The 20,944-nt window shown below is 57.9% G+C and carries 21 protein-coding genes and 1 riboswitch; of the genes, 9 read left to right on the forward strand and 12 right to left on the reverse strand.

Annotated features, from left to right (window positions below):
• Positions 1–6 precede the first annotated feature (6 nt).
• Positions 7–618, reverse strand: a complete 612-nt coding sequence (locus ACFIOZ_RS12935; protein WP_386078325.1) for a Yip1 family protein — start codon at positions 616–618, stop codon at positions 7–9.
• Between the two features lie 171 nt (positions 619–789).
• On the opposite strand from ACFIOZ_RS12935, the gene ACFIOZ_RS12940 reads away from it, so the two are divergent.
• Positions 790–1,680, forward strand: coding sequence for an NAD-dependent epimerase/dehydratase family protein (locus ACFIOZ_RS12940; RefSeq protein WP_386078328.1), 891 nt, complete (start codon positions 790–792; stop codon positions 1,678–1,680).
• Position 1,681: 1 nt separating this feature from the next.
• Here ACFIOZ_RS12940 and ACFIOZ_RS12945 read toward each other — a convergent pair whose 3' ends face one another.
• The 11 genes from ACFIOZ_RS12945 to cobT all read right to left on the reverse strand — a co-directional run bounded on the left by ACFIOZ_RS12945 (position 1,682) and on the right by cobT (position 12,069).
• Positions 1,682–2,452 (reverse strand): ABC transporter ATP-binding protein, encoded by a 771-nt coding sequence (locus ACFIOZ_RS12945; protein ID WP_386078330.1) that lies wholly within the window; start codon positions 2,450–2,452, stop codon positions 1,682–1,684.
• The gene (locus tag ACFIOZ_RS12950; protein ID WP_386078333.1) at positions 2,452–3,438 is read right to left on the reverse strand and encodes a FecCD family ABC transporter permease; all 987 of its coding nucleotides are present in this window, start codon (positions 3,436–3,438) and stop codon (positions 2,452–2,454) included. The genes ACFIOZ_RS12945 and ACFIOZ_RS12950 overlap by 1 nt, the downstream gene beginning before the upstream one ends.
• Entirely contained in the window at positions 3,438–4,361 is a 924-nt protein-coding gene (locus tag ACFIOZ_RS12955) for a cobalamin-binding protein (protein ID WP_386078335.1), read from the reverse strand. Before ACFIOZ_RS12955 ends, ACFIOZ_RS12950 begins: the two co-directional genes overlap by 1 nt.
• Positions 4,342–6,162: a TonB-dependent receptor domain-containing protein gene (locus tag ACFIOZ_RS12960; RefSeq protein WP_386078338.1), complete on the reverse strand. Its 1,821-nt coding sequence runs from the start codon at positions 6,160–6,162 to the stop codon at positions 4,342–4,344. Before ACFIOZ_RS12960 ends, ACFIOZ_RS12955 begins: the two co-directional genes overlap by 20 nt.
• Before the next feature lie 157 nt (positions 6,163–6,319).
• A riboswitch (cobalamin riboswitch) is annotated at positions 6,320–6,549 on the reverse strand.
• Positions 6,550–6,616: 67 nt separating this feature from the next.
• On the reverse strand, positions 6,617–7,042 hold the full coding sequence (locus ACFIOZ_RS12965; protein WP_386078340.1) for a bifunctional adenosylcobinamide kinase/adenosylcobinamide-phosphate guanylyltransferase: 426 nt from the start codon (positions 7,040–7,042) through the stop codon (positions 6,617–6,619).
• Positions 6,994–7,647, reverse strand: coding sequence for a histidine phosphatase family protein (locus ACFIOZ_RS12970; RefSeq protein WP_386078342.1), 654 nt, complete (start codon positions 7,645–7,647; stop codon positions 6,994–6,996). Before ACFIOZ_RS12970 ends, ACFIOZ_RS12965 begins: the two co-directional genes overlap by 49 nt.
• The gene (gene cobS, locus ACFIOZ_RS12975) at positions 7,584–8,369 is read right to left on the reverse strand and encodes an adenosylcobinamide-GDP ribazoletransferase (RefSeq protein WP_386078345.1); all 786 of its coding nucleotides are present in this window, start codon (positions 8,367–8,369) and stop codon (positions 7,584–7,586) included. The genes ACFIOZ_RS12970 and cobS overlap by 64 nt, the downstream gene beginning before the upstream one ends.
• Complete coding sequence (locus tag ACFIOZ_RS12980) at positions 8,366–8,917, reverse strand: bifunctional adenosylcobinamide kinase/adenosylcobinamide-phosphate guanylyltransferase (RefSeq protein WP_386078347.1); 552 nt, start codon at positions 8,915–8,917, stop codon at positions 8,366–8,368. Before ACFIOZ_RS12980 ends, cobS begins: the two co-directional genes overlap by 4 nt.
• Positions 8,901–10,022, reverse strand: coding sequence for a threonine-phosphate decarboxylase CobD (gene cobD / locus ACFIOZ_RS12985; protein WP_386078350.1), 1,122 nt, complete (start codon positions 10,020–10,022; stop codon positions 8,901–8,903). Before cobD ends, ACFIOZ_RS12980 begins: the two co-directional genes overlap by 17 nt.
• Positions 10,019–11,023: an adenosylcobinamide-phosphate synthase CbiB gene (gene cbiB, locus ACFIOZ_RS12990; RefSeq protein ID WP_386078352.1), complete on the reverse strand. Its 1,005-nt coding sequence runs from the start codon at positions 11,021–11,023 to the stop codon at positions 10,019–10,021. Before cbiB ends, cobD begins: the two co-directional genes overlap by 4 nt.
• The gene (gene cobT, locus ACFIOZ_RS12995) at positions 11,020–12,069 is read right to left on the reverse strand and encodes a nicotinate-nucleotide--dimethylbenzimidazole phosphoribosyltransferase (RefSeq protein ID WP_386078355.1); all 1,050 of its coding nucleotides are present in this window, start codon (positions 12,067–12,069) and stop codon (positions 11,020–11,022) included. Before cobT ends, cbiB begins: the two co-directional genes overlap by 4 nt.
• Positions 12,070–12,349: 280 nt before the next feature.
• Here cobT and edd point away from each other — a divergent pair, with 280 nt between their 5' ends.
• The 8 genes from edd (at position 12,350) to ACFIOZ_RS13035 (ending at position 20,940) form a co-directional block, all read left to right on the forward strand.
• Positions 12,350–14,239: a phosphogluconate dehydratase gene (gene edd, locus ACFIOZ_RS13000; protein WP_386078358.1), complete on the forward strand. Its 1,890-nt coding sequence runs from the start codon at positions 12,350–12,352 to the stop codon at positions 14,237–14,239.
• Entirely contained in the window at positions 14,239–15,204 is a 966-nt protein-coding gene (gene glk / locus ACFIOZ_RS13005) for a glucokinase (RefSeq protein WP_386078361.1), read from the forward strand. Before edd ends, glk begins: the two co-directional genes overlap by 1 nt.
• Positions 15,205–15,226: 22 nt before the next feature.
• Positions 15,227–16,093, forward strand: a complete 867-nt coding sequence (locus tag ACFIOZ_RS13010; RefSeq protein ID WP_386078364.1) for an aldo/keto reductase — start codon at positions 15,227–15,229, stop codon at positions 16,091–16,093.
• Between the two features lie 206 nt (positions 16,094–16,299).
• Positions 16,300–17,247, forward strand: coding sequence for a carbohydrate kinase family protein (locus tag ACFIOZ_RS13015; RefSeq protein WP_386078367.1), 948 nt, complete (start codon positions 16,300–16,302; stop codon positions 17,245–17,247).
• Positions 17,248–17,430: 183 nt separating this feature from the next.
• Complete coding sequence (locus tag ACFIOZ_RS13020; protein ID WP_386078370.1) at positions 17,431–18,150, forward strand: FadR/GntR family transcriptional regulator; 720 nt, start codon at positions 17,431–17,433, stop codon at positions 18,148–18,150.
• A 15-nt stretch (positions 18,151–18,165) separates the two neighbouring features.
• Positions 18,166–19,314, forward strand: coding sequence for a galactonate dehydratase (gene dgoD / locus ACFIOZ_RS13025; protein WP_386078373.1), 1,149 nt, complete (start codon positions 18,166–18,168; stop codon positions 19,312–19,314).
• 18 nt (positions 19,315–19,332) lie between these two features.
• A complete protein-coding gene (locus ACFIOZ_RS13030) occupies positions 19,333–20,304 on the forward strand; it encodes a 2-dehydro-3-deoxygalactonokinase (protein WP_386078375.1) in 972 nt (323 codons plus the stop codon).
• A gap of 30 nt (positions 20,305–20,334) precedes the next feature.
• Positions 20,335–20,940: a 2-dehydro-3-deoxy-6-phosphogalactonate aldolase gene (locus ACFIOZ_RS13035; RefSeq protein ID WP_386078377.1), complete on the forward strand. Its 606-nt coding sequence runs from the start codon at positions 20,335–20,337 to the stop codon at positions 20,938–20,940.
• Positions 20,941–20,944: the final 4 nt, after the last annotated feature.

The raw sequence follows: 20,944 nt of genomic DNA on the forward strand, positions 1-20,944 counted from the left end.
GTCCATTCATCGGAAAAAATGCCAAACCACGCTGTGATCCGTGCCCATACTCCACAGCAGTACAATCACCACGAGCAGCGCTTCCAGCACCAAGACACCAACCCCCAGCGTCGTTGTTGACAGGATAAACCCTCGCTCATGGCTGATGCCTAAAAAGCTGGGGGTTCCCTTATAGAGTAGATAGGCGCTGTAGAGCAGCCCGATCACCATACCCAGCATACAGAACCAAAAAGCCGGATAGAGGGCAAAAACCCCACACAGGAACATTGGTGTAGCAATGTAGCCCGCGAAAATAAGGCAATCGCGGCGGCTGGGGCGAGTGTCTATGCGACGGGCTAACCAATGGATCAAAGTGCCCACAACAGCAACCGCCATTAGGATCAGCGCATAAAAAGCCACTCCTAATGCAATACCATTGGTAAGAGAGACTCGATAGGTTTCAGAGCCACCATAAGTCCAGCCAACCTGGGTAGTGCCGATCAGCGCACAGACGACAGGAATAGCAGCCAGTAAAAGGACATGGTGGGCATACAGATGGCTGATTGATTCATGCTCGCCACGGATCGAGTGCCACTCTTTTTCAGGATGATGGAGGAGCCCCCAAACATGATGGATCATAACGACCTCCCGGTTTTGTAGATGCTCTGTTGTTAGGGTCAGACGATGATCTGATTGGATCAATAAGATTCCGAATCATTTTTAGTGTAGAACACAAAATCATTTTCGGAGGTGAGGATTTTTCTTTGCTAAGGTGGAGTGGTTCATTCTATTAACTGGTGGGATATTAATATGCGTATTCTGTTCACCGGCGGCAGTGGCAAGGCTGGCCGTCATGCGACGGCTTATCTTCGCGACCAAGGTCACCGAGTCACTAATCTGGATTGGGTAGTCTCTGATGTACCCGGTATTACGACCCTGAAAACCGACCTGACCGACGCAGGCCAAGTGTTTAATGCCTGCCAGGCCTACGCCGATTTTGACGAGCTGGAACCGGGCACCGGCGTGCCCCGTTACGATGCGATTGTCCACTTTGCGGCCATACCCGCCATCCTGCATCGGCCAGACAACGAGACCTACCGCATCAATACGCTAAGTACCTACAATATTCTCGATGCTGCCACCAAACTGGGCATTCCCAAGGTTATCTTCGCCTCCAGCGAGACTACTTATGGCGTTTGCTTTGCCGATGGTGAGAAGAAGCCGGACTACCTCCCCATCGATGAAGAGCACCCCACCGTGCCTCAAGACAGCTACGCCATGAGCAAAGTAGTCAACGAGGTAACGGCGCGCTCTTTCCAAGCACGTTCAGGCATCGACATCTACGGCCTGCGCATCAATAACGTTATCGAACCCCACGAGTACCGCCAGAATTTTCCCGCCTATATGGAAGACCCCGCCCTACGCCGCCGCAATATTTTCGCCCACATCGACGCCCGAGACTTGGGCCAGATGGTGGATTGCTGCTTGAAAACAGACGGCCTGGGCTACCAGGTATTCAACGTCGCCAATGACGATCTTTCGGTGGGCCTAACCAACGCCCAAGTCATTGAACGCTTCTACTCCGAGGTGCCGATCAAGAGCGAAATGGGTGAATTCGAGACCTTCTATAGCATCGAAAAGGCCCGCCGGTTGGTTGGTTTCGAGCCTCGCCACAAGTGGCGAGATGAACTGGCTCAATAAGCTAAGCCTTTATTGGCACAAACACCGGAGCCCCATCCACCTCTACCACAGCTAGCCGCTGGCGGTAGAGGCTTTCCAACGCAGTGGGCACCAGCATGCTATCTCGCGGGCCCCAGCACGCCTCGCCATCGGGGTAAAGCAGTAAAATATGGTCGCACCAGCGGGCGGCAAGATTAAGATCGTGCAGGCACATTATCACCGCTTTGCCTTCTGCGGCCTGCTCTGCCATTAGCGTCATGACAGCACTCTGGTGATGAAGATCGAGATGGTTGGTGGGTTCGTCCGCCAGCCACACGTTGGGTGCCTGGGTCAGTACAGTAGCAATCGCCGCCCGCTGGCGCTCGCCGCCAGAAAGCGTACTGACCAAACGATCACGCAGGTGCGCCACATCCAGGCGCTCAAGAGCGGCTTCGGCACGGGCATAGTCTTCGGCGCCTTCCATCTGCCACGGCGAGAGATAGGGATGACGACCAATTAGCGCGGTTTCCAACACGGTCGCAGGAAAGCCATCCTGGCGATCTTGAAACACCACCCCCAACCGCTGAGCGATATAGCGGCGGCGCAGTTGGCCCATCAAATGATCATTCAATTTCACCTGACCTGCACGCGAGGCATGTAAACCCGCCAGGGTATGCAACAGCGTGGTTTTACCTGCCCCGTTAGGGCCTAAAACGCCCCAAACCTGGCCTGGCTTCACGGTTAAATTAAGCGGCGTACCGCTTACACGCCCCGGCACATCGATGACGAGGTCTCGGGTACTCAGTACGCTCATCAGCGGCTCCGGTAGAGCAGAAACAGGAAGGTGGGCACGCCCAGGAGCGCGGTGATCACGCCAACAGGAAGCTGTTCGGGGGCGATCATGGTGCGGGCTAGTGTATCGGCTAACACTAACAGCGTGCCCCCCGCCAACGCACAGGCGGGTAGTATCAGCCGCTGGTCGTTACCTAACAGCAGGCGCAGCATATGCGGCACCACTAAACCGACAAAGCCAATGCTGCCGGCGGTGGTCACTGCCGCTGCGGTGAGTAGGCTGGCAGCAATATAGATACACCACTCCAGCGGCCTAACCGCAACGCCCAAGGCGGCGGCCTGCTGAGGGCCTCGGGCCAGCACATTCAGGCTACGCCCAAGCGGAATCAGTACCACGCAGGTAGCCAACAACAAGAGCAGCGGCGGCCAAGGGGTACGCGCGTAGGAGAGATCGCCCATCAGCCAGTAGAGCATGCCCGGCAGGCGTTCAGCGGGGCTCATCGCTAGCATTAGGGTAATCACTGCGCCCCACCCCGCCGCGACCACCACGCCGGTGAGCAGCAGCCGCGAAGGCGTCCAACCGCCGCTGCCGTGGGCCAAACCAAACACTAAAAACGTCGAAAATAGCGCGCCACCAAACGCCGAGCCTGAAATCGCCAGCCCGCCTAGCCCACCTAACATGGCTGCCAATGCACCAATCGAGGCACCGCCGGAAAGACCAAGTACATACGGATCCGCAAGGGGATTGCGTAGTAAGACTTGCATTAACGCACCGGCTACCGCCAACAAACCGCCCACGGCAAACGCCGAGAGCGCCCTGGGTAGGCGTAACTCCATCACCATCGTCTGCGCCAGGGCATCAGCTTCGTTCTGCCCCATATGACTAACAGCCACATCCCAAATTTGCGCTGGCGGAATCTGTGCGCTGCCAACGCCAAGGGCAATCAGTAGCGAAGCCAGTGCTGCTAGCAACAACACACCAAGCGGAAGCCCCAGCCGCGCTAGCATTAGCGACGCTCGCGTTTTTGACGGACAATGTCGAGCTTCTCACAGAGTATCTGCGCACCCTCCATCAGGCGCGGTGTTGGCCGTTGGATCAGCGATGGCGGTACAAAGAAGAGATTATCTTCGCTCACCGCCGTCAGGTTGGCGTACTGCTCCCAGTGGGTCAGCCAGTGGCGGTTCTCTTCGCCCATACCACCGGCAACAATCGCTTCAGGATTGGCTGCCAGCACGGCTTCATCATCGATACGCGGTACTAGGCGTGCCTGTTCGCCAAACACATTCTCACCGCCACAGATCTTAACCACTTGGCCGATCAGGTGCTGATCGTTAACGCTCATTAGCGGCTCATCCCACACTTGGTAGAACGTGGTTACCGGATCGCGATCACGATAGCGCGACGCGAGCGCAGTCATGGTGTCGCGGAAATTGTCTGCCACCGACTGCCCGGCCGCTTCGGTGCCCGCCAGCCGTGCCAAACGCTCAATGGCACTGGCCACGCCCTCTACATCCCGGGGCTCGATATAGAACACCGGCATGCCCAGAGCTTCGAGGGTTTCAAGCTGTTCGGCGGGATTGCCCGTCACCCAACCAATTACGATATCGGGCGCAAGCGCCACCAGCTTTTCTAAATCAATTCGGGTGTGGCTGCCCACCGAAGCCACTTGCTTGGCTTCCGGTGGATAATCGCTGTAGGAAACGACGGCGACCACTTGATCTCCTGCGCCTGCGGCATAGGTCAGTTCAGTCGCACCGGGCGAGAGGGTGGCAATGCGCTGAGCAGCGTTGTAGAGGCAAACCTCACGATCACGATCATCCACCACGCAGCGCGAGTGATCGTGGGCATGCGACGTAGCCGATGTTAATAACAACGCGAGGCCAAAAGCCCCGCGCGCAACGCCACGTTTACTATTGGCCAAAGTGAACACTTAGGAACCCTGCTCGGCCAGCGTTAATATAGTCACGACTTGTTGAATACTCTTTATCAAAGGCATTTTCTAGCGTAACACGAGCCGTCCAGAGCGGCGCAAACTGCCATCCCGCTCGCAGGTTAACCAGCCCATAGCCACCTAAACGCTGGGTATTGGCGACGTTATCGTAGCGGTGATTCTGCGCGATTAACGAGCCCCCCAGCGACCAATCACCAAGCTCCCGGTCGGCATCCAGACGCACACTTTGAGTGGCCCGACGGGCTAATCGATTACCAGTATCTCGGTCTTCCGGATCCAGATAGGTAAAGGCGGCTTGCAGTGTCCAATTATTCACTTCTACACCACTGGCAAACTCCGCCCCACGAATACGCGCGCTGTTGATGTTCTGCGGCGCCCATAAACCACTCGACGTCGGCGCCCAGGCGATCAGGTCATCGTAGTCGTTTTGGAACGCGGCCAAATCCCAGAACCACTGGTTGTATTGGCCGCGCACGCCCACTTCAACGCTTTCAGACTTTTCTGGATTGAGATCAGGATTCCCCGAATCCGGCCAATAGAGGTCATTAAAGCTCGGCGCTTTAAAAGCAGTCCCTATGCTGGCGCGCAGCGTGTGATAGTTATCTACTTGATAACCTAGCGCCAAACTGCCGGTAACCTCATCGCCGTAGGCTTCGTTGTCGTCGTAACGCAGGCTGGCTTGAATGGCAAACGGCGAGAAGTCGAGCAGCCCTTGGGTAAACACAGCGGTGTTATCGCGGCTGGTGACGTCAAAGTCGTTGGTGCTTGAAACGCGGTCTTCGCTGATTTCAGCGCCAGCAATCAACTCATGGGCACCAAACTGAAGGTTATTCTGCCAACGGGCGGTTTGGGTACGGGTATCAATGATCGAGTCGCCAAAATCATCCAGCGTATCCAGCTCGTCGCGGGCTTCACTAAGGGTCAGGCGGCTCTGCCAGGTATCGGTGACCGGCACCTCGCCGTAAATACCCGCCACCTGCTGGACAAAGTCATTCTCTCCACCGTCATATTCGTTGTTACCGCGAGCGCGCAGTGCCAGCACTCCCACCTCAGCCCCACTCTCAAAGGTATGCGCAACGCGGGCCAGCGACGATGTATTGTCATAGCCTTTGTCTTCACCGCCACGACGAATGGGTTGGCCATCGGTATTGAAATGGCTAGCGGCGAAGCTGTAGCGCGTGCCCCCCTCGCGGCCGGAAACGCCTGCGCTTAACCGCTGAGTATTAAAGGAACCACCGCCAACTGAGATTCTGGGGTTTGGGCCCTCTTCGTCACCATCAGGGGTAAACAGCTGAATGACACCGCCGACCGCATCCGCACCGTATAGACTACCGCGGGGGCCGCGCACGATTTCTGCACGGTCAAACATGCGTGGGTCTAGGTACTGAAAAGCGGCGCCGCCTGCCGTGGCAGATCGCAGCCGAATACCATCGATCATCAGCACGGAAGCATCGCTGGGCGCACCGCGTAGATAAACGCTGCTGTTTTTACCAAAACTGCCGTTGCTGGTGACATCAACGCCCGGCTGGCCGCGCAGCAGATCGCTGAGGCTGGTGGGGTCTTGGCGGCGAAAAGTGGCTTCGTCCAGCACGCTAACCGATGAAAGGCTTTCGTTGGCAGTGCGCGGCGCTAACGTCGCGGTAACCACAACAGGATCAAGCGCTGCTAACTCAGTCGTCGCTGCGGCGTATTGGGCCTGGGCTGAAAAGGAGATGGCGAGCGGTAAAGCAGCCATACTCAACGCCGCCCGTTGGGCGGTGGTGTGAAAACGGTAGTTCATGGAGGGATCCCTTGCTCGCCGTGCTCACCCGCACGGCGTATTTTTTTGACCGAGCGCAGGACAAAACAAGGAAATCACGGTCGCGCTGCATGATTGCGCTGTGCCACCGTTAATCGCCCTGAGAGCACCCACCGCGCCTCGGCATGTATCGGTTCAGGTTGAACCGTTACTCTCGGGCCGGTCTCCGGGCTGACGAGCGAAAGGCAGCGCCTAACAATACGCCTTTCCGAACGACCACCTTCCCGTGCATAAGCACAGTGGCGTCTTAGCCGTTCTTATCTCGATCACCGTTGCGGGGGCAGCGTTGGAATCACGCAAGGCGTTCACCAACTTCCCGTTTCACTAGCGGCGTTATCCACCGCCAGCACCTGAGAGTGGGCGTAAGCTAGCAACTTGTTGGGGGGCGGTCAATTGAAGCACGGCGCAAAGCGCGCCCAGCTTAGGACTTACCGAGCTACTTAACTGCCATCACCAGCCCATGCCGCACATACCAAACCTGCTCAGCCTGGACGGCGGCATCTTGGCTAAACCAGCCATTTAGATCACGCAGGCGTCGCTGATCGGGCTGCATGGGCACAATGCCGCGGCCGACTTCGGTAGTGATGATAATTAACGCCGTGTTTAGCTCGTCAGCCCGCTGGCTTAGCTGTGTCATATCGCCCTGCCACTGCTGGCGCGCGGGGTCGTTTTCCGCGTTTGCTAACGCGGCTTCGACCCAGTCAAAGACGCCGGTAATCACCAAAGGTGTATCCGCAACCAGCGCTTGCTGACACTCCGCCAGTCGCTGACCCGGCGCGAGCCGATGCCATACAGCGCTGGGAAAGCGGTCAGCTACAGCGTCACGTTTGCCAGCGCAGGCACCGCCGATGAAGAGCTGCATTGCCATTCCCCTTTTCCATGGTCGTCTTGCTGATAAATAAGCTGCCAGCGCCTGCCTTGGGCTTGGAGCACGGTACCGTCCCAGAAGTGAATCGTTTCAAAGCGACGGCGCAGCTCGCGAATCACGCCGCCGTGAGTCACTGTCAGTACCTTTTTATGGTCACCCGCTCGGGCATTAGTCGCAACATCGTGTAGCCAAGTATCCAAGCGCTCCCGTAACTGAGCCGCCGATTCACCACCAGGGATTTGCAGCTCGCCCACGCTATCAATCCAGGCACGGTAGTGAGGTAAGTCTTTTAGTTCATCGTAAACCTTGCCTTCGTACTCGCCAAAATCGAGCTCCCTGAGACGCGGTTCCAGTACAAACGGCACGCCCGATTTGGTGACTTCAGACCACTCCAGGGTTTGCTGGCAGCGGTTAAGGTCGCTTGAATAAATAGCATCGAAACGCTCATCCGCTAGTGCCTCACGCAGCGCCAGTAACCCTGCTTCGGCCTCGGGAAACAGAAGCGGAATATCTTGCTGCCCTTGATAACGACGCTCTAAATTCCAAGCGGTGATACCGTGGCGAACTGCCACCAGCTCCACACTAAAATCAGTAGCCAAAGCTCTCCTCCTTCGATGGTGGCGCCTACCATATCGCCGTTAATGCCGTTAAACAGTCGCACCATAAACCCGCGTGAAAGCGCCACGAAGACAGCCGCCAAGAGCTCCATCAGCACCAGCGCAGGGGCGAACAGCGCGATAACCGCCAGCGGCACCAGCGCCAGTGCTACATCCTGGCCGCTAAGCGACTGCTGCCAGCTCCATGCCAAGCCTTTTTGTTGGGCGCAAGGCGTCAACACCAGTAACGCCACACCCGCCCAACGCCCTAGCGCGGGCACCACCAGTAGCCACCAGAGCGGCGCTTGATAGGTGAGCAATGCCCACAGTAGTACGCCCTTCCAGGCGAGTAGAAACAGCAGCGCCAATATCCCAAAGCTGCCGATTTGCGGGTCTTTGATAATCTCCCAGCGGCGCGCCAGCGGCTGATTGCTGCCCAGTGCATCGGCGATATCCATAACGCCATCTAGATGTAGCCCACCGGAAAGCGCCACCCACACGCTTAATATCGCCAGCGCGGTGATCGGCGTGGGGACGTTGTGCATTGCAAACGCTAGCAGCACCAGCACGCTGCCGATCAACAGGCCCACCAAGGGGTAGGCGCGCACCGCCCAGCGGCGGGTATCGGGCGTCCAGGGTACCGCTATTGGTATTGGGATCCGGGTCAGAAACTGCAGCGCCAGCAGGAGACCGAACAGAGCACTCTTTACAGCACTCTCTTTCACAGCGGCCTCCCGTGGTTTTTCCATTCAATGGCACAGCCTGCGACCACTTCTAGCACCGAGTCCGCCTCTGCCGCTAGCCAGCGGTGAGCGCGCTGAAGAAACGCCAGGTAGCGCCAGGTTTGTGTATCAGTGGGCGGCAGCGCTTCGTTAATATCGTTAGAGACAATCACTAGATAAATGCTGCGCGTGCGAACATCCGATAACATCCTTTCCAGCAGCACCATTCCCTCGTCGTCGCTAAGCTCACTGCCATACAGCACTTGGCTGGCCCATAGCGTTAAGCAGTCCAGTAGAACCGCGCTGCCATTGGGCACCTCGGCCAGCGCTTGATCTATATTCACAGGCGCCTCTAGCGTTACCCATCGAGCGGCTTGCCCGTGACCGCTCCTAGCTTGCTGGTGTCGTGCCACTCGCTCCGCCATCTCTGCATCGTATACGGCTGCGGTCGCTAAGTAGTAACAGGGCGAGCTACCCGCTGCATCCACTACCCGCTGCTCGGCAATATCACTTTTTCCGGAGCGTGCACCGCCGCTAACGAAGACAATCATGCAGTACCTTTTTCAGCACATTAACTAGCCGCCGGTTGGCAGATTCGTCGCGCAGCGCCACTCTCAGCCATTCGCCATTAAGTCCGGCAAAATTGTGGCTATGACGCACTAAAATGCCCTGGCGTAGTAGCTGCTCAAATAGCGCATCCGTGGTGATTTCCTGCGCAGCACTGGGGCGAATAAGAAAAAAACATGCCTGGCTGGGCACAACGTCCAACCCCAGCTCGGTAAGCGCTTGAGCCACCCGCGGCCGCTCGCTGGCCAACCACCGTTGGGTGCGCCGGGCAAAGGCATCATCTGCCAGCAGTGGTGCCACCAGTTCGGCCGCAAGGTGATTGACACTCCAAGGTGGCTGGTGAGCCTGTGCCGCTTGAACCGTGGCCGCATCCGCCAGCAGGTAGCCCAGCCGGAGACCCGGCAGGGTATAAAATTTGGTCATTGAGTGGAGCAGCATCAGATGCGGGTAGCGCACCAGTAGTGGTGCCAAGGACACCTCTTGTGACGTCTCACCCACCATATCGATAAAGGCCTCGTCGACCACAACGCGGCAACCATTCGCAGCGGTGCAATTCAACAGGTCTTCCATTGCTGAAATATCGATAAGCGTAGCGGTCGGATTATTGGGTCGGCATAAAAACAGCACCTCAATGCCGTTAAGTCCTGCCAACAGCGAATCAATATCCAGCGTAAAGTGTGGCGCGGGCAGTGCGATCTCAGTGACGGAGAGCCGATGAGCACGACAGGCGCGAGCATACTCGCCAAAGCTTGGGGTAATAATCGCCGCCCGCTTGCCTGCATGCACCGCGGCAGCCAGGAAAATCGCCTCGGCGCCGCCGTTGGTTAGCAGCACCTGCTCGGGCTGAAGCTGGTGATGGGTAGCGATGGCCTGACGTGCAGCGGCGTAATCCGGCGCGGGGTAGCGTTCAAGACCTGCCAGTTGCTTAGCCAGCCAATCGCTAACCCACGCCGGAGGCCCCAAGGGGTTAAGGTTGGCGCTGAAATCTTCCAGGCGGTGATCGGCGGGCAAACCGAAGTGCGCTAGTAGCGCCTCTGCTTGGCCGCCGTGCGCGGGCCATGGAGAGCTGGGCGACATAAATTGACTCATAGTAGCCCCTTAAAAATGAATGACATGCCCGCTATCACCACAACTGACAGCAACATAAACAGCAGCCAGGCGCCATGCATTAAGCGCACCGTGGCAGTGATATGGCTGACCCTTAGCACTTCAAGCGACTCGCCTAGGGTCGCGCGATGAGACACCACACCTTGATAGTAATTGGTGCCGCCCAGTTGAACACCCAGTAGCCTTGCCACCATGGCCTCTGGCCAGCCTGCATTGGGGCTGGGGTGGCGCGGTGCATCGCGGAAGGTACCCCGCAGTGCGCCTTGCCAGCGCAATCGTACAACACCGGCAAGACTTAATAGCAAGCCTGCGAGCCATAGACACAGCGCCGTTAAGCGTGCCGGTACCCAGTTGGCTAAATCGTCCAACTTGGCGGAGGCAAAGCCAAAATCGGCATAGCGCTGGTTTTTGTAGCCCACCATCGAATCAAGAGTATTGACGGCCTTGTACGCTAGCGCTAGCGGCGCCCCGCCGATAAGCGCAAAAAATAGCGGCGCGGTAATACCGTCCACGGTGTTTTCCGCCACTGTTTCCACCGTGCCCCGGGTAATCTCCGCTTCGTCTAGATTGTGCGTATCGCGGCCGACAATCATCCCCAGCGTCGTGCGGGCGGCAGGCAAATCGCCTTGAGTAAGCGGTTGGATCACGGCGCGGGCCGCATCGCCCAGGCCTTTGATCGCCAGCGTAGTAGAGAGCAGCCACAGCTCGGCGATCAGCGCTACCCCAGGGTGCAAGCGTTCCAGCAGTGCCAACGCTAGCCAGCTAATAACCCATACGCCGCCAACGACAAAAATGGTTAGCATAAAGCCACTAACCCGGCGCTGCTGCGCGGTGCCACGATTCCATAGTCGCTCGAAAGCACTGATAAAGCGTCCGATCAGTACCACTGGGTGGGGTAACGAGCGCGGGTCGCCCACCACTAAATCAATCACAATGGCCAGAACAATCAGGGTAATTCCGCCAAGTGTGACGCCTGGGATCATGATTTCGCCTTATCGCTAACACCGGCATCGGCAAAGGTAGCCATTTCACGCATCATCGCGGTGGCTGCTTGCAGTAATGGATAGGCCAGCGCGGCACCACTCCCCTCACCCAGCCGCATGCCCATATCGAGCAGTGGCTTGGCCTCTAACGCCTTTAAGGCGATGTCGTGACCAGGCTCCTGGGAACGGTGGCCGAAAATCAGGTAGCCGCGTACAGCGGGGCAAAGACGGCAAGCAGTCAGCGCCGCCAAGGTGGCAATAAAGCCATCCACAATCGCAGGCAGCCGATGCGCCGCTGCGGCCAGGTAAGCCCCGGTCATCGCCGCAATTTCCAGGCCACCTAACTTGGCAAGCACTTCCAATGGCACCTCTGGGTTGGCTTGCCGAGCATTAATGGCACGCTCAATCACTGCGACTTTATGCGCCTGCTGCTGTGGGTTAATCCCGGTGCCTGCGCCCACCACGCTTGCCCCTGACTCACCCGTCAGTACTGCCAGCATTGCACTGCTGGCGGTGGTATTGGCAATGCCCATTTCGCCAACAATAAGGCACTTTGCACCTGCCCTTTTTGCTCGGTTAACGGCCGCAACACCCACATCAATCGCGGCGATGGCTTGATCAAATTGCATCGCGTCCTCTACCACCATATTGGCGGTGCCATGGCGTACCTTCGCAGGGGTGACACCCTGCATGGTTAAGGGGGCAGCGACGCCCACATCCACAATCTCGACCTGAGCCCCTATTTGCCGGGCAAAGACATTAATCGCCGCCCCGCCGTTGGCAAAGTTAGCCACCATCTGGGCAGTCACTTCTTGGGGAAAGGCGGAGACCCCCTCGGCGGCAACACCGTGATCCGCAGCAAACACGACCACCGCAGGCGGCGTGACGCTGGGCTTGAGCTCACCAGCGATGGCACTCAGCTGTATCGCCAACTCTTCCAGGCCACCCAAGCTCCCGGGCGGCTTGGTCAGCGTGTCCAAATAGCGACGCGTCTCTTCACCGGCATTGAGATCAACGGACTGAATCTGGTCAACAATGGCGTGCATGCAGGCTCCGGCTCACTAAGGGTCATCAAACATTCAAAGGCAAGGCGCAAAATGGTAGCAAAAGCCTGGGTGCTATACTTGCTATTTCCTCAACAGGTCTTCCACCCTGTCAGGGCTTATGGCTTTCTTGAGGTTGTGAGCGTGGCGCCATCGCCACCCTACATTCGGGTAATAAAACTACAAATATGGTTTTTATTGCCGTAAAGTCTCTTAAATCGACACCAAAAAATGTAAAATAACTACAATACTTACTCACCGTCTCTATCACGCAGAGGTCACTATGCCGAGCTCAACACCTGCCACTCTAAACCCTACCGTTGCTGAGGTTACCCAGCGCATTCGTGAGCGCTCTGCTGAGCGGCGCGCGCTTTATGAGCAGCGCATGGCGGATCAGCACAAACGTGGTGTACACCGTGCCGAGCTAAGCTGTGGCAACCTGGCGCACGGTTTCGCGGCCTGCAACCCGCGTGATAAGAACGAACTCAAGCTGATGAACAGCGCCAATCTGGGCATTATCTCGTCCTACAACGATATGCTCTCGGCGCACCAGCCGTTTGAAACATTCCCGGAAACGATTAAAGCCGCTGCCAGTGCCATGGGCTCCACCGCCCAGTTCGCCGGTGGTGTTCCCGCCATGTGTGACGGTGTGACGCAAGGCCAGCCGGGCATGGAGCTATCGCTGTTTTCCCGGGATGTGATTGCCATGTCCGCGGCCGTTGGCCTCTCGCACAATATGTTTGATGCTGCCCTTTACCTGGGCGTATGCGACAAGATTATTCCTGGCCTGTTCATCGCTGCCGCGCGCTTTGGTCATCTGCCTGCCATGTTTGTCCCTGCGGGCCCAATGCCCAGCGGCCTGCCTAACAAAGAGAAGGCGCGCGTTCGCCAACTCTACGCAGAAGGTAAAGTGGGCCGCGCTGAACTGCTAGAAGCCGAGTCGGAGTCCTACCACAGCCCCGGCACCTGCACCTTTTACGGCACCGCCAACTCCAACCAGCTAATGATGGAGGTGATGGGCCTACACCTGCCCGGCACCTCGTTTGTAAACCCTGGCACCGAGATGCGCGAAGCCCTGACCCGCTACGCCACCGAGCAGGCGATTCGCAACACCGAACCCGGCGGCGACTATCGCCCGTTCTTTAAACAGATTGATGAGCGCGCGATTGTTAACGCCGTGGTTGGCTTGCTGGCTTCCGGAGGTTCAACCAACCACACCATGCACCTGATCGCCATGGCCGCCGCTGCGGGCATTACGCTGAACTGGGATGACTTCACCGACCTTTCGGCGGTGACGCCCAGCCTGATGCAGGTTTACCCCAACGGCCAGGCGGATATTAACCACTTCCAGGCGGCGGGCGGCATGAGCTACCTGTTCCGCGAGCTGCTGGGCGCAGGCTTGCTACACGGCGATATCCCTACTGTTTTCGGCACCGACCTAACCGCTTACACCCAAGAACCGTTCCTGGAAGATGGCAAAGTCGTCTGGCATGAAGGCCCCGAAAAAAGCCTTGATGAAGACGTTCTTCGCCCTGTCGCTAACCCTTTCGCGGCAACGGGTGGTTTAACAGTGATGAAAGGCAACCTGGGACGCGGTGTGATTAAAATCTCCGCCGTCGCCGAAGAGCATCGCATTGTTGAAGCGCCGGTAAAAATCTTCGAAGATCAAAATGAAATGAAAGCGGCTTTTGAGTCTGGCGATTTAGACCGCGATGTCATCGTGGTAGTACGCTTCCAGGGGCCCAAAGCTAACGGCATGCCGGAACTACACAAACTAACGCCGTTCCTTGGCGTGCTGCAGGATCGTGGCTATAAAGTGGCGCTGGTCACTGATGGCCGCATGTCGGGCGCATCGGGCAAGGTACCGGCTTCAATCCACATGAGTCCGGAAGCCCTAGATGGTGGCCCGCTGGCCAAACTGCGCGATGGCGATATTGTGCGCCTGGATGCCAATGCGGGCACGCTGGAAGCCAAAGTCGATCCCGCCAGCTGGGCTGAGCGGCAACTGGCCATCGGTAACCTGGATCACTACCACGTGGGCTTGGGTCGCGAGCTGTTCGGAGGCTTCCGCCACCTGGCCATGCGCGGTGAAGAAGGCGCTGGCGTGTTTGGTGGTTTTGAAGCCGATGATCTCGCCCGCCAGCAGGGGCAAATCTCACAAGAGGATGCCTGATGCGACCGGCACTCATCGGCGATATCGGGGGCACCAACGCACGCCTGGCATTGGTGTCTCCCGGTGAAATAACCCCTCGCGACATTTTGAATCTACCCTGCGCCGACTACCCCGGTGTTGTAGAAGCGGTTCAGGACTATTTGAATCGCGTGGGCGCCACCGGTGACAACGCGCCTCAAGAGGCGTGTTTAGCCTTCGCCTGCCCCGTTCACGCTGAACGGGTCAAAATGACCAATAACCACTGGGACTTTTTAAAAAGCGACGTTCAGCAAGTGCTCAACCTATCGCTATTTAAAGTCATCAATGACTTTACCGCTCAGGCGCTGGGTGTCCCTCATGTGGCTGAAAATGATTTAGTGGAAATCCAGCCCGGCCAAACCCAAGCACACTCGACCCGCCTGGTGATCGGCCCTGGTACCGGGCTGGGCGTTGCCGGGGTATTTCCCGGCCAGCACGCCTGGATACCGCTACCCACCGAAGGCGGCCACGTCACTTTCGCACCCACGGATAGTACCGAGCGAGCACTGCTGGAGGTATTTCTGCAGCGTCACCAGCGGGTGAGCGTAGAGCGCATTTTGTGCGGTCAGGGGTTACTGGAGCTTTACCAGGCCCACTGCAGCCTTGAGGGAGTTGAACCTCGCCTAACCAGCCCGGCAGAGGTGACTACAGCGGCCAACGAGGGCGATAGCCTCGCCACCGCTGCCCTGCTGCGCTTTCTCAAAATCCTCGGCGATGTATGTGGCGACACCACCTTAACCATGGGCGCTAGGGGTGGGGTTTATCTATGTGGCGGTATTCTGCCGCGCCTGCTGGAGTGGCTGCCGAAAAGCGAGCTGCGTACGGCGTTTACCAATAAAGGCCGCATGGGTGCCTATAATGCCAACATCCCCGTGTGGGTGGTGACCGCGCCCTGGACGGGGCTGCTGGGCGCCGCCGAAGCGCTGCATAACGAAGAAGTTTTCTAATAACACTCATACGGAACCTGCTATGCCCGCCGCCTTTGATGTGCCGTTTATACTCGGCATGATGCGTTTGCACGAAGCGCCTGCCATGCACGACCCTAAACAGTTAGCCGACTGGATCGAAGCACGCCTGGAACAGGGCCTAAACTGGTTTGACCATGCCGATATCTACGGCAACGGCCAAGGTGAAACGCTGTTTGGCGCAGCGCTACACGCACGCCCTGCCCTGGCTCAGCGGGTTCATATTGTCACCAAGGCGAGCATCGCTAACGACACCCCCACGCCCGGTTCGGGTAAGGTTAAGCACTACAACGTTAGTCCGGATTATCTGAATAGCGCCATCGACGCCTCGCTTGGGCGTTTAAATGCCGAACGTCTTGACCATTTTCTGATTCACCGCCCCGATTTGCTGATGAATGCGGAAGCCACCGGCCGCGCGCTGGACGACGCCATTGAGGCGGGCAAAATTGGCGCCGCGGGTATTTCCAACCACCTGCCCAGCCAGTGGCGACGCTTGCAGGGCGCCATGCATCATCGCTTAAGTGCCAATCAGATTGAGCTCTCAATCGCCCATACCACGCCGCTGTTCGACGGTAGCTTCGATGACCTATGCGCCGACGGCCACTCGCCCATGGCGTGGTCGCCGCTAGCCGGGGGGCAATTGATGCAGGGCGCCGTTGGCGACTGTTTGGATAAGTGGGCAGCTAAGCTTGATAGCTCGTCTAACGCCTTAGCACTGGCTTGGCTGCGCAGCCTGCCCAACTCGCCGACACCGGTGATTGGCAGCGTTAAACCTGAGCGAATTAGCGACATGCTGAATGCCCCTGCAACGCTACCCCGGGAAGCGTGGTATGAGCTGCTTGAAGCTGCTCGTGGCCACTGCGTGGCATGAAACTGCTGGGTGAAACACGGTTCGTTTTAAAACAAATACACTAGGCTTTGTACGAAAAGTCGGCGAGCGAAGGTCAGGCAAGGCAAAAAACGGCGAAAAAGCGGAGTTTACGGGGTGTAAATGAGCATTTTGAGCCGTTTTTTAACGCAGCATGGCCGAGCGCAGGCAGTTTTCGTACAAAGCCTAATCACCATAAGGAGCCACAGATGATACCAGTTATCGCCTTTGGGGAAGCACTGGTTGATATGCTCTCCAGTCGTTTGGGTGCCGCCACTGATGCCCAGGAAACCTTTACGCCCTATGCCGGTGGCGCCCCCGCGAATGTGGCGGTCGCCTGCGCTCGCCTGGGTGTGCCTAGCCAGTTTCTGGGCATGGTGGGCGACGATACCTTTGGACATTTTTTGGTGCGTGAGCTCAATAGCCACGGTGTAGACACCAGCGGTATTGTGTACACCCAGCAATCCCGTACGGCGCTAGCGTTCGTTTCCCGGGATGCCGTGGGCGAACGCACTTTTGATTTCTATCGTCCACCCGCCGCTGACCTGCTCTATCGCCTTGAACATTTACCTCATGGCGTCTTCGAGAACCCGGCCATTCTGCACTTGTGCAGTAACAGCCTGACCGACCCCGAGATCGCCGACGTTACCCTGGCAATGGCCACCATGGCCAAGCGCGCAGGCTGCCTGGTCAGCGTTGATGCCAACCTGCGCCATAATCTTTGGCCCGGCGGTGAAGCAGACGCCAGCTTGGTCACGCAGCTGCTAGACGGCGCCGAATTGCTCAAGCTCTCCCAGGAAGAACTCGACTACCTGCGTGCTGATCACCCTGCAGAGTCGTGGCTTTCTGAACGCTTGGCGGCTGGGGTGAAGGTTATCTTGATTACCGACGGCCCCAACGATGTGGTGCTAAAAGGTATCGGCATCGACCAGCGAATTGCGCCCCCTAAAGTTGAAGCAGTCGATACCACCGCCGGCGGCGACGCCTTTATTGGCGGCCTTCTGGCCGAGCTCTCGGCCCACGGCATCAATGAAAACTGGCAGAGCGATGTCGACTTTTTACACCGCGCAGTGGATACCGCCTGCCGCTGCGGCGCCCATGCCGTTACTCGGCCAGGCGCTTACGCCGCACTGCCAACACGAGCGGATATTAGCTAAATAAGTCGCCCTATAAGCTATTAACATAAGGCACGCCTGACCCAGGCGTGCCTTTTTTTGTACCTGATTTGGAGTGACTAGACGTCAAATTAAGCTCGGACTTTTGTCTAAAGCAGTTCGCTTGTAGAAATGTCAGACATTTACTAGACTAGCGATCATCGAACACACAACAAGAGACAGCCGATGACGCTGGATGCTCTACCGCCCCACCAGGGTGGCGCTGAACAGTTAGCGCGTTTACTCGCCCAGGCACTGCTGGCAGGCCACTGGCAGCCCGGCGATGTTTTTCCCCGCGAGCTGGATATCGGCAAACACTTTGCCGTTAGCCGTAACCAAGTGCGTAACGCCCTTACCAGCCTCACCGCTGCGGGGTTGTTAGAGCGCACCGCGGGGCGCGGCACGCTGGTGCGCGAAATCGGCGACTGGCACCTGCTCGACCCGCTGATGAGCGAATGGATGACTGGTTTGGTCAACCTTGACCCGCAGCTGGTCAGGGCTATTTACGCCTTTCGCTACTCTGCCGAACCCGTAGTGGCAGGTCTGGCGGCGCAGGCTGCCCAGGCTGAAGACATAGAGCGTCTGGAGATCGCCTTTGCAGGCATGGCGAGCAGCGCAGGCAGTGTTGAAGCGCGTGCTGAGCATGCCGAGTACGACGTCGCCTTTCACGATGCCACTTACCGGGCTAGCCACAATTTAGTCTGGCGCCAAATGGGGCATTTACTGCGCCCTTCGATCATGGCGCTGATACACCGTTCGCAACACCGCACCGATACGCTAGACGACAGCCTTGCACGCCACCGTCAGGTGCTTGACGCCATACGCAACAGCGATGCCAGCGGCGCAGAGAGTGCCGCGAAAGAAGTACTGCGCCGCACCGCCATCGATCTTGGCATCGTCAATTAATAAGGATCTGATCTAATGAAAATCACCAAACTCAAGACCTGGCAAGTTCCTCCGCGCTGGCTGTTCCTAAAAATAGAGACTGACGAAGGCTGCTACGGCTGGGGTGAACCGGTGATTGAAGGCCGCGCGGCCACCGTTGAAGCCGCCGTGCACGAGCTTGCCGACTATCTGATCGGCCAGGATCCACACCGCATCGAGCATCTATGGAACATCATGTACCGCGCCGGTTTTTATCGCGGCGGGCCGATCCTGATGAGCGCCATTGCCGGGATTGACCAGGCGCTGTGGGATCTTAAAGGCCGCGACCTGGGTGTGCCCGTTCACCAGCTGTTAGGCGGTGCCGTGCGCGACAAAATGCGCATGTATGCCTGGACGGGTGGCGACCGCCCAAGCGACGTAGGCGCGGGTGCCAAAGCGCTGGTTGAAAAAGGCTTCACGGCTTTTAAAATGAACGGCACCCCCGAAATGCAAATCGTCGACTCACACCGCAAGGTCGATGAAGCCGTCGCCCGGGTGGCAGAAGCCCGCAACGCCGTTGGGCCAGATGTAGGCATCGGCATCGACTTCCACGGCCGCGTGCACCGCCCCATGGCCAAAGCGCTGCTGCGCGAGCTGGAACCTTTCCACCCCATGTTCGTTGAAGAACCGGTTGCCCCGGAGCATCTGCCCTGCTTGAAAGATATTGCTGGTGGGCTTGGCTACCCGTTAGCCACCGGCGAGCGTTTACACACGCGCTTTCAGTTCCGCGACCTGCTGGCAGATGGCATGATCGACATTATCCAGCCGGATATTTCCCACTGCGGCGGCATCAGCGAGGGTCTTAAAATCGCCTCCCTGGCCTCCGCCTACGATGTCGCCCTGGCGCCCCACTGCCCGCTCGGCCCGCTGACCTTAGCCGCTTCGCTACAGCTGGATGCGGTTAGCCACAATGCCTTTATCCAAGAACAGAGCATGGGTATTCACTATAACCAGGGTAACGACGTACTCGACTACCTGGTCGATAAGTCAGCTCTCGCCATTGAAGACGGTTTCTGCGCCATCCCTCAAGGCCCAGGCCTTGGTGTAGAGATCAACGAAGAGTTCGTTGAAGAGCGCGCCAAAGTGGGCCACCGCTGGCGCAACCCGGTCTGGACGCACGAAGACGGCTCTATTGCGGAGTGGTAAGCCATGGGATCAACCGGGATGAATGAAACACCAGGAATTGCAGAACAATTAACCTGGATTGCCGTGGATTGGGGCTCCAGCAATCTGCGTGCCTGGGGGCTGGATCAACACGACCAGGTGATTGCCCAAGCCAGTAGCGACAAGGGCATGCTGTCGCTAAAGGCCGATGAGTACGAAGCAGAGCTGGAGCGGCTGGTGGGTGATTGGCTGCCTACTGCCGGGCCAATTGATGTGATGGTGTGCGGTATGGCAGGCGCCCGTCAGGGCTGGCTGGAAGCCGCCTATTTGCCGGTACCGACACAGCTCGACCAGCTTAGCCAAGGCGCAGTAACGCCAACGCTTACAGGCGACCAGCTGCGTGTTTATCTGCTGCCCGGATTAAGTCAAACCCGCAGTGCTGCAACCCACTTTGATGTGATGCGTGGCGAAGAGACTCAGTTAGCAGGCCTCGTCGCTGACACACCTGACTTTACGGGCCTCACCTGTTTGCCGGGTACCCACGCCAAATGGGCCACTCTTGAAGCGGGTGCTGTGAGTGGATTTTCGACCTACTTAACCGGCGAGCTTTACCAATTATTGGCCAACCAATCGGTCTTGCGCCACTCAATCGGTAGCGATGAGCTTCAAGACCACGCTTGCCGTGAGGCGTTTGTTTCGGCAGTTAGTGAGATCTACACAGCCCCCGAAACCTTTAGTAGCCGCCTGTTCGGCCTGCGCGCGCAAGATTTACTCGACGGCCGACTACCTGCAGGCGATACGCGTGGAGCCGTTCTTGCGGCCAGGCTCTCTGGACTCGCCATTGGCCTTGAGCTCGCTGGCGCCTGCCGTGAGTGCCCTACCGATAAGCCGATCATGCTGATTGGCAACCAAGCCCTGAGTCAGCGCTATGCGTTGGCGCTCAATGCGATCGGCTATCAGACGCAGCATGTGGATGGCGACTCAGCCGTGCTGGCAGGACTATGCCTTGCCCACCATGCGCTCAAGGCCTAACGCCACTAACTATTTATGGGGAGATTTGCTATGTCGCTGCCACTGATTGGTATTTTACGCGGTGTAACGCCTGGTGAGGTCGTGGATATCGCGGAAGCGGTGCTGGCCGCAGGCATCACCCAGATCGAAGTACCGCTTAACTCACCCAACCCGCTGGAGAGCATTCGCCGCTTGGTCGACGCATTTGGCGAGCGCGCGGTCATCGGTGCAGGTACGGTGCTCACTTCGGATCAGGTGCGTGCAGTTCACGCTGCTGGTGGGCGCTTAATCGTTTCTCCCAACTGTCGACCTGCGGTCATTGAAGAGACGCATAGACTCGGTATGGCGAGCTGGCCGGGGATTGTGACACCTTCTGAGGCCTTCGATGCACTCGATGCAGGCGCCACCGGACTTAAACTCTTCCCCGCGGTGCAGGTAGGATTAGAGGGTATGCAGGCAGTGCGCTCAGTACTTCCCACAGGCACCCTTTTGTATGCGGTTGGCGGCGTTGGGGTCGATAACTTCGCCGCTTGGCGCGCAGCAGGTGTCGATGGTGCAGGGCTGGGCAGCGCTTTATACAAACCCGGCCAAAGCGCTTCCCAGGTAGGTCAACAGGCACAAGCCCTCGTCGATGCTTGGTTGGCAGGAGAACAATAAGGAG

This window comes from Vreelandella sp. F11 (assembly GCF_042466685.1).
In the GTDB taxonomy this organism is placed as follows: Bacteria; Pseudomonadota; Gammaproteobacteria; order Pseudomonadales; family Halomonadaceae; genus Vreelandella.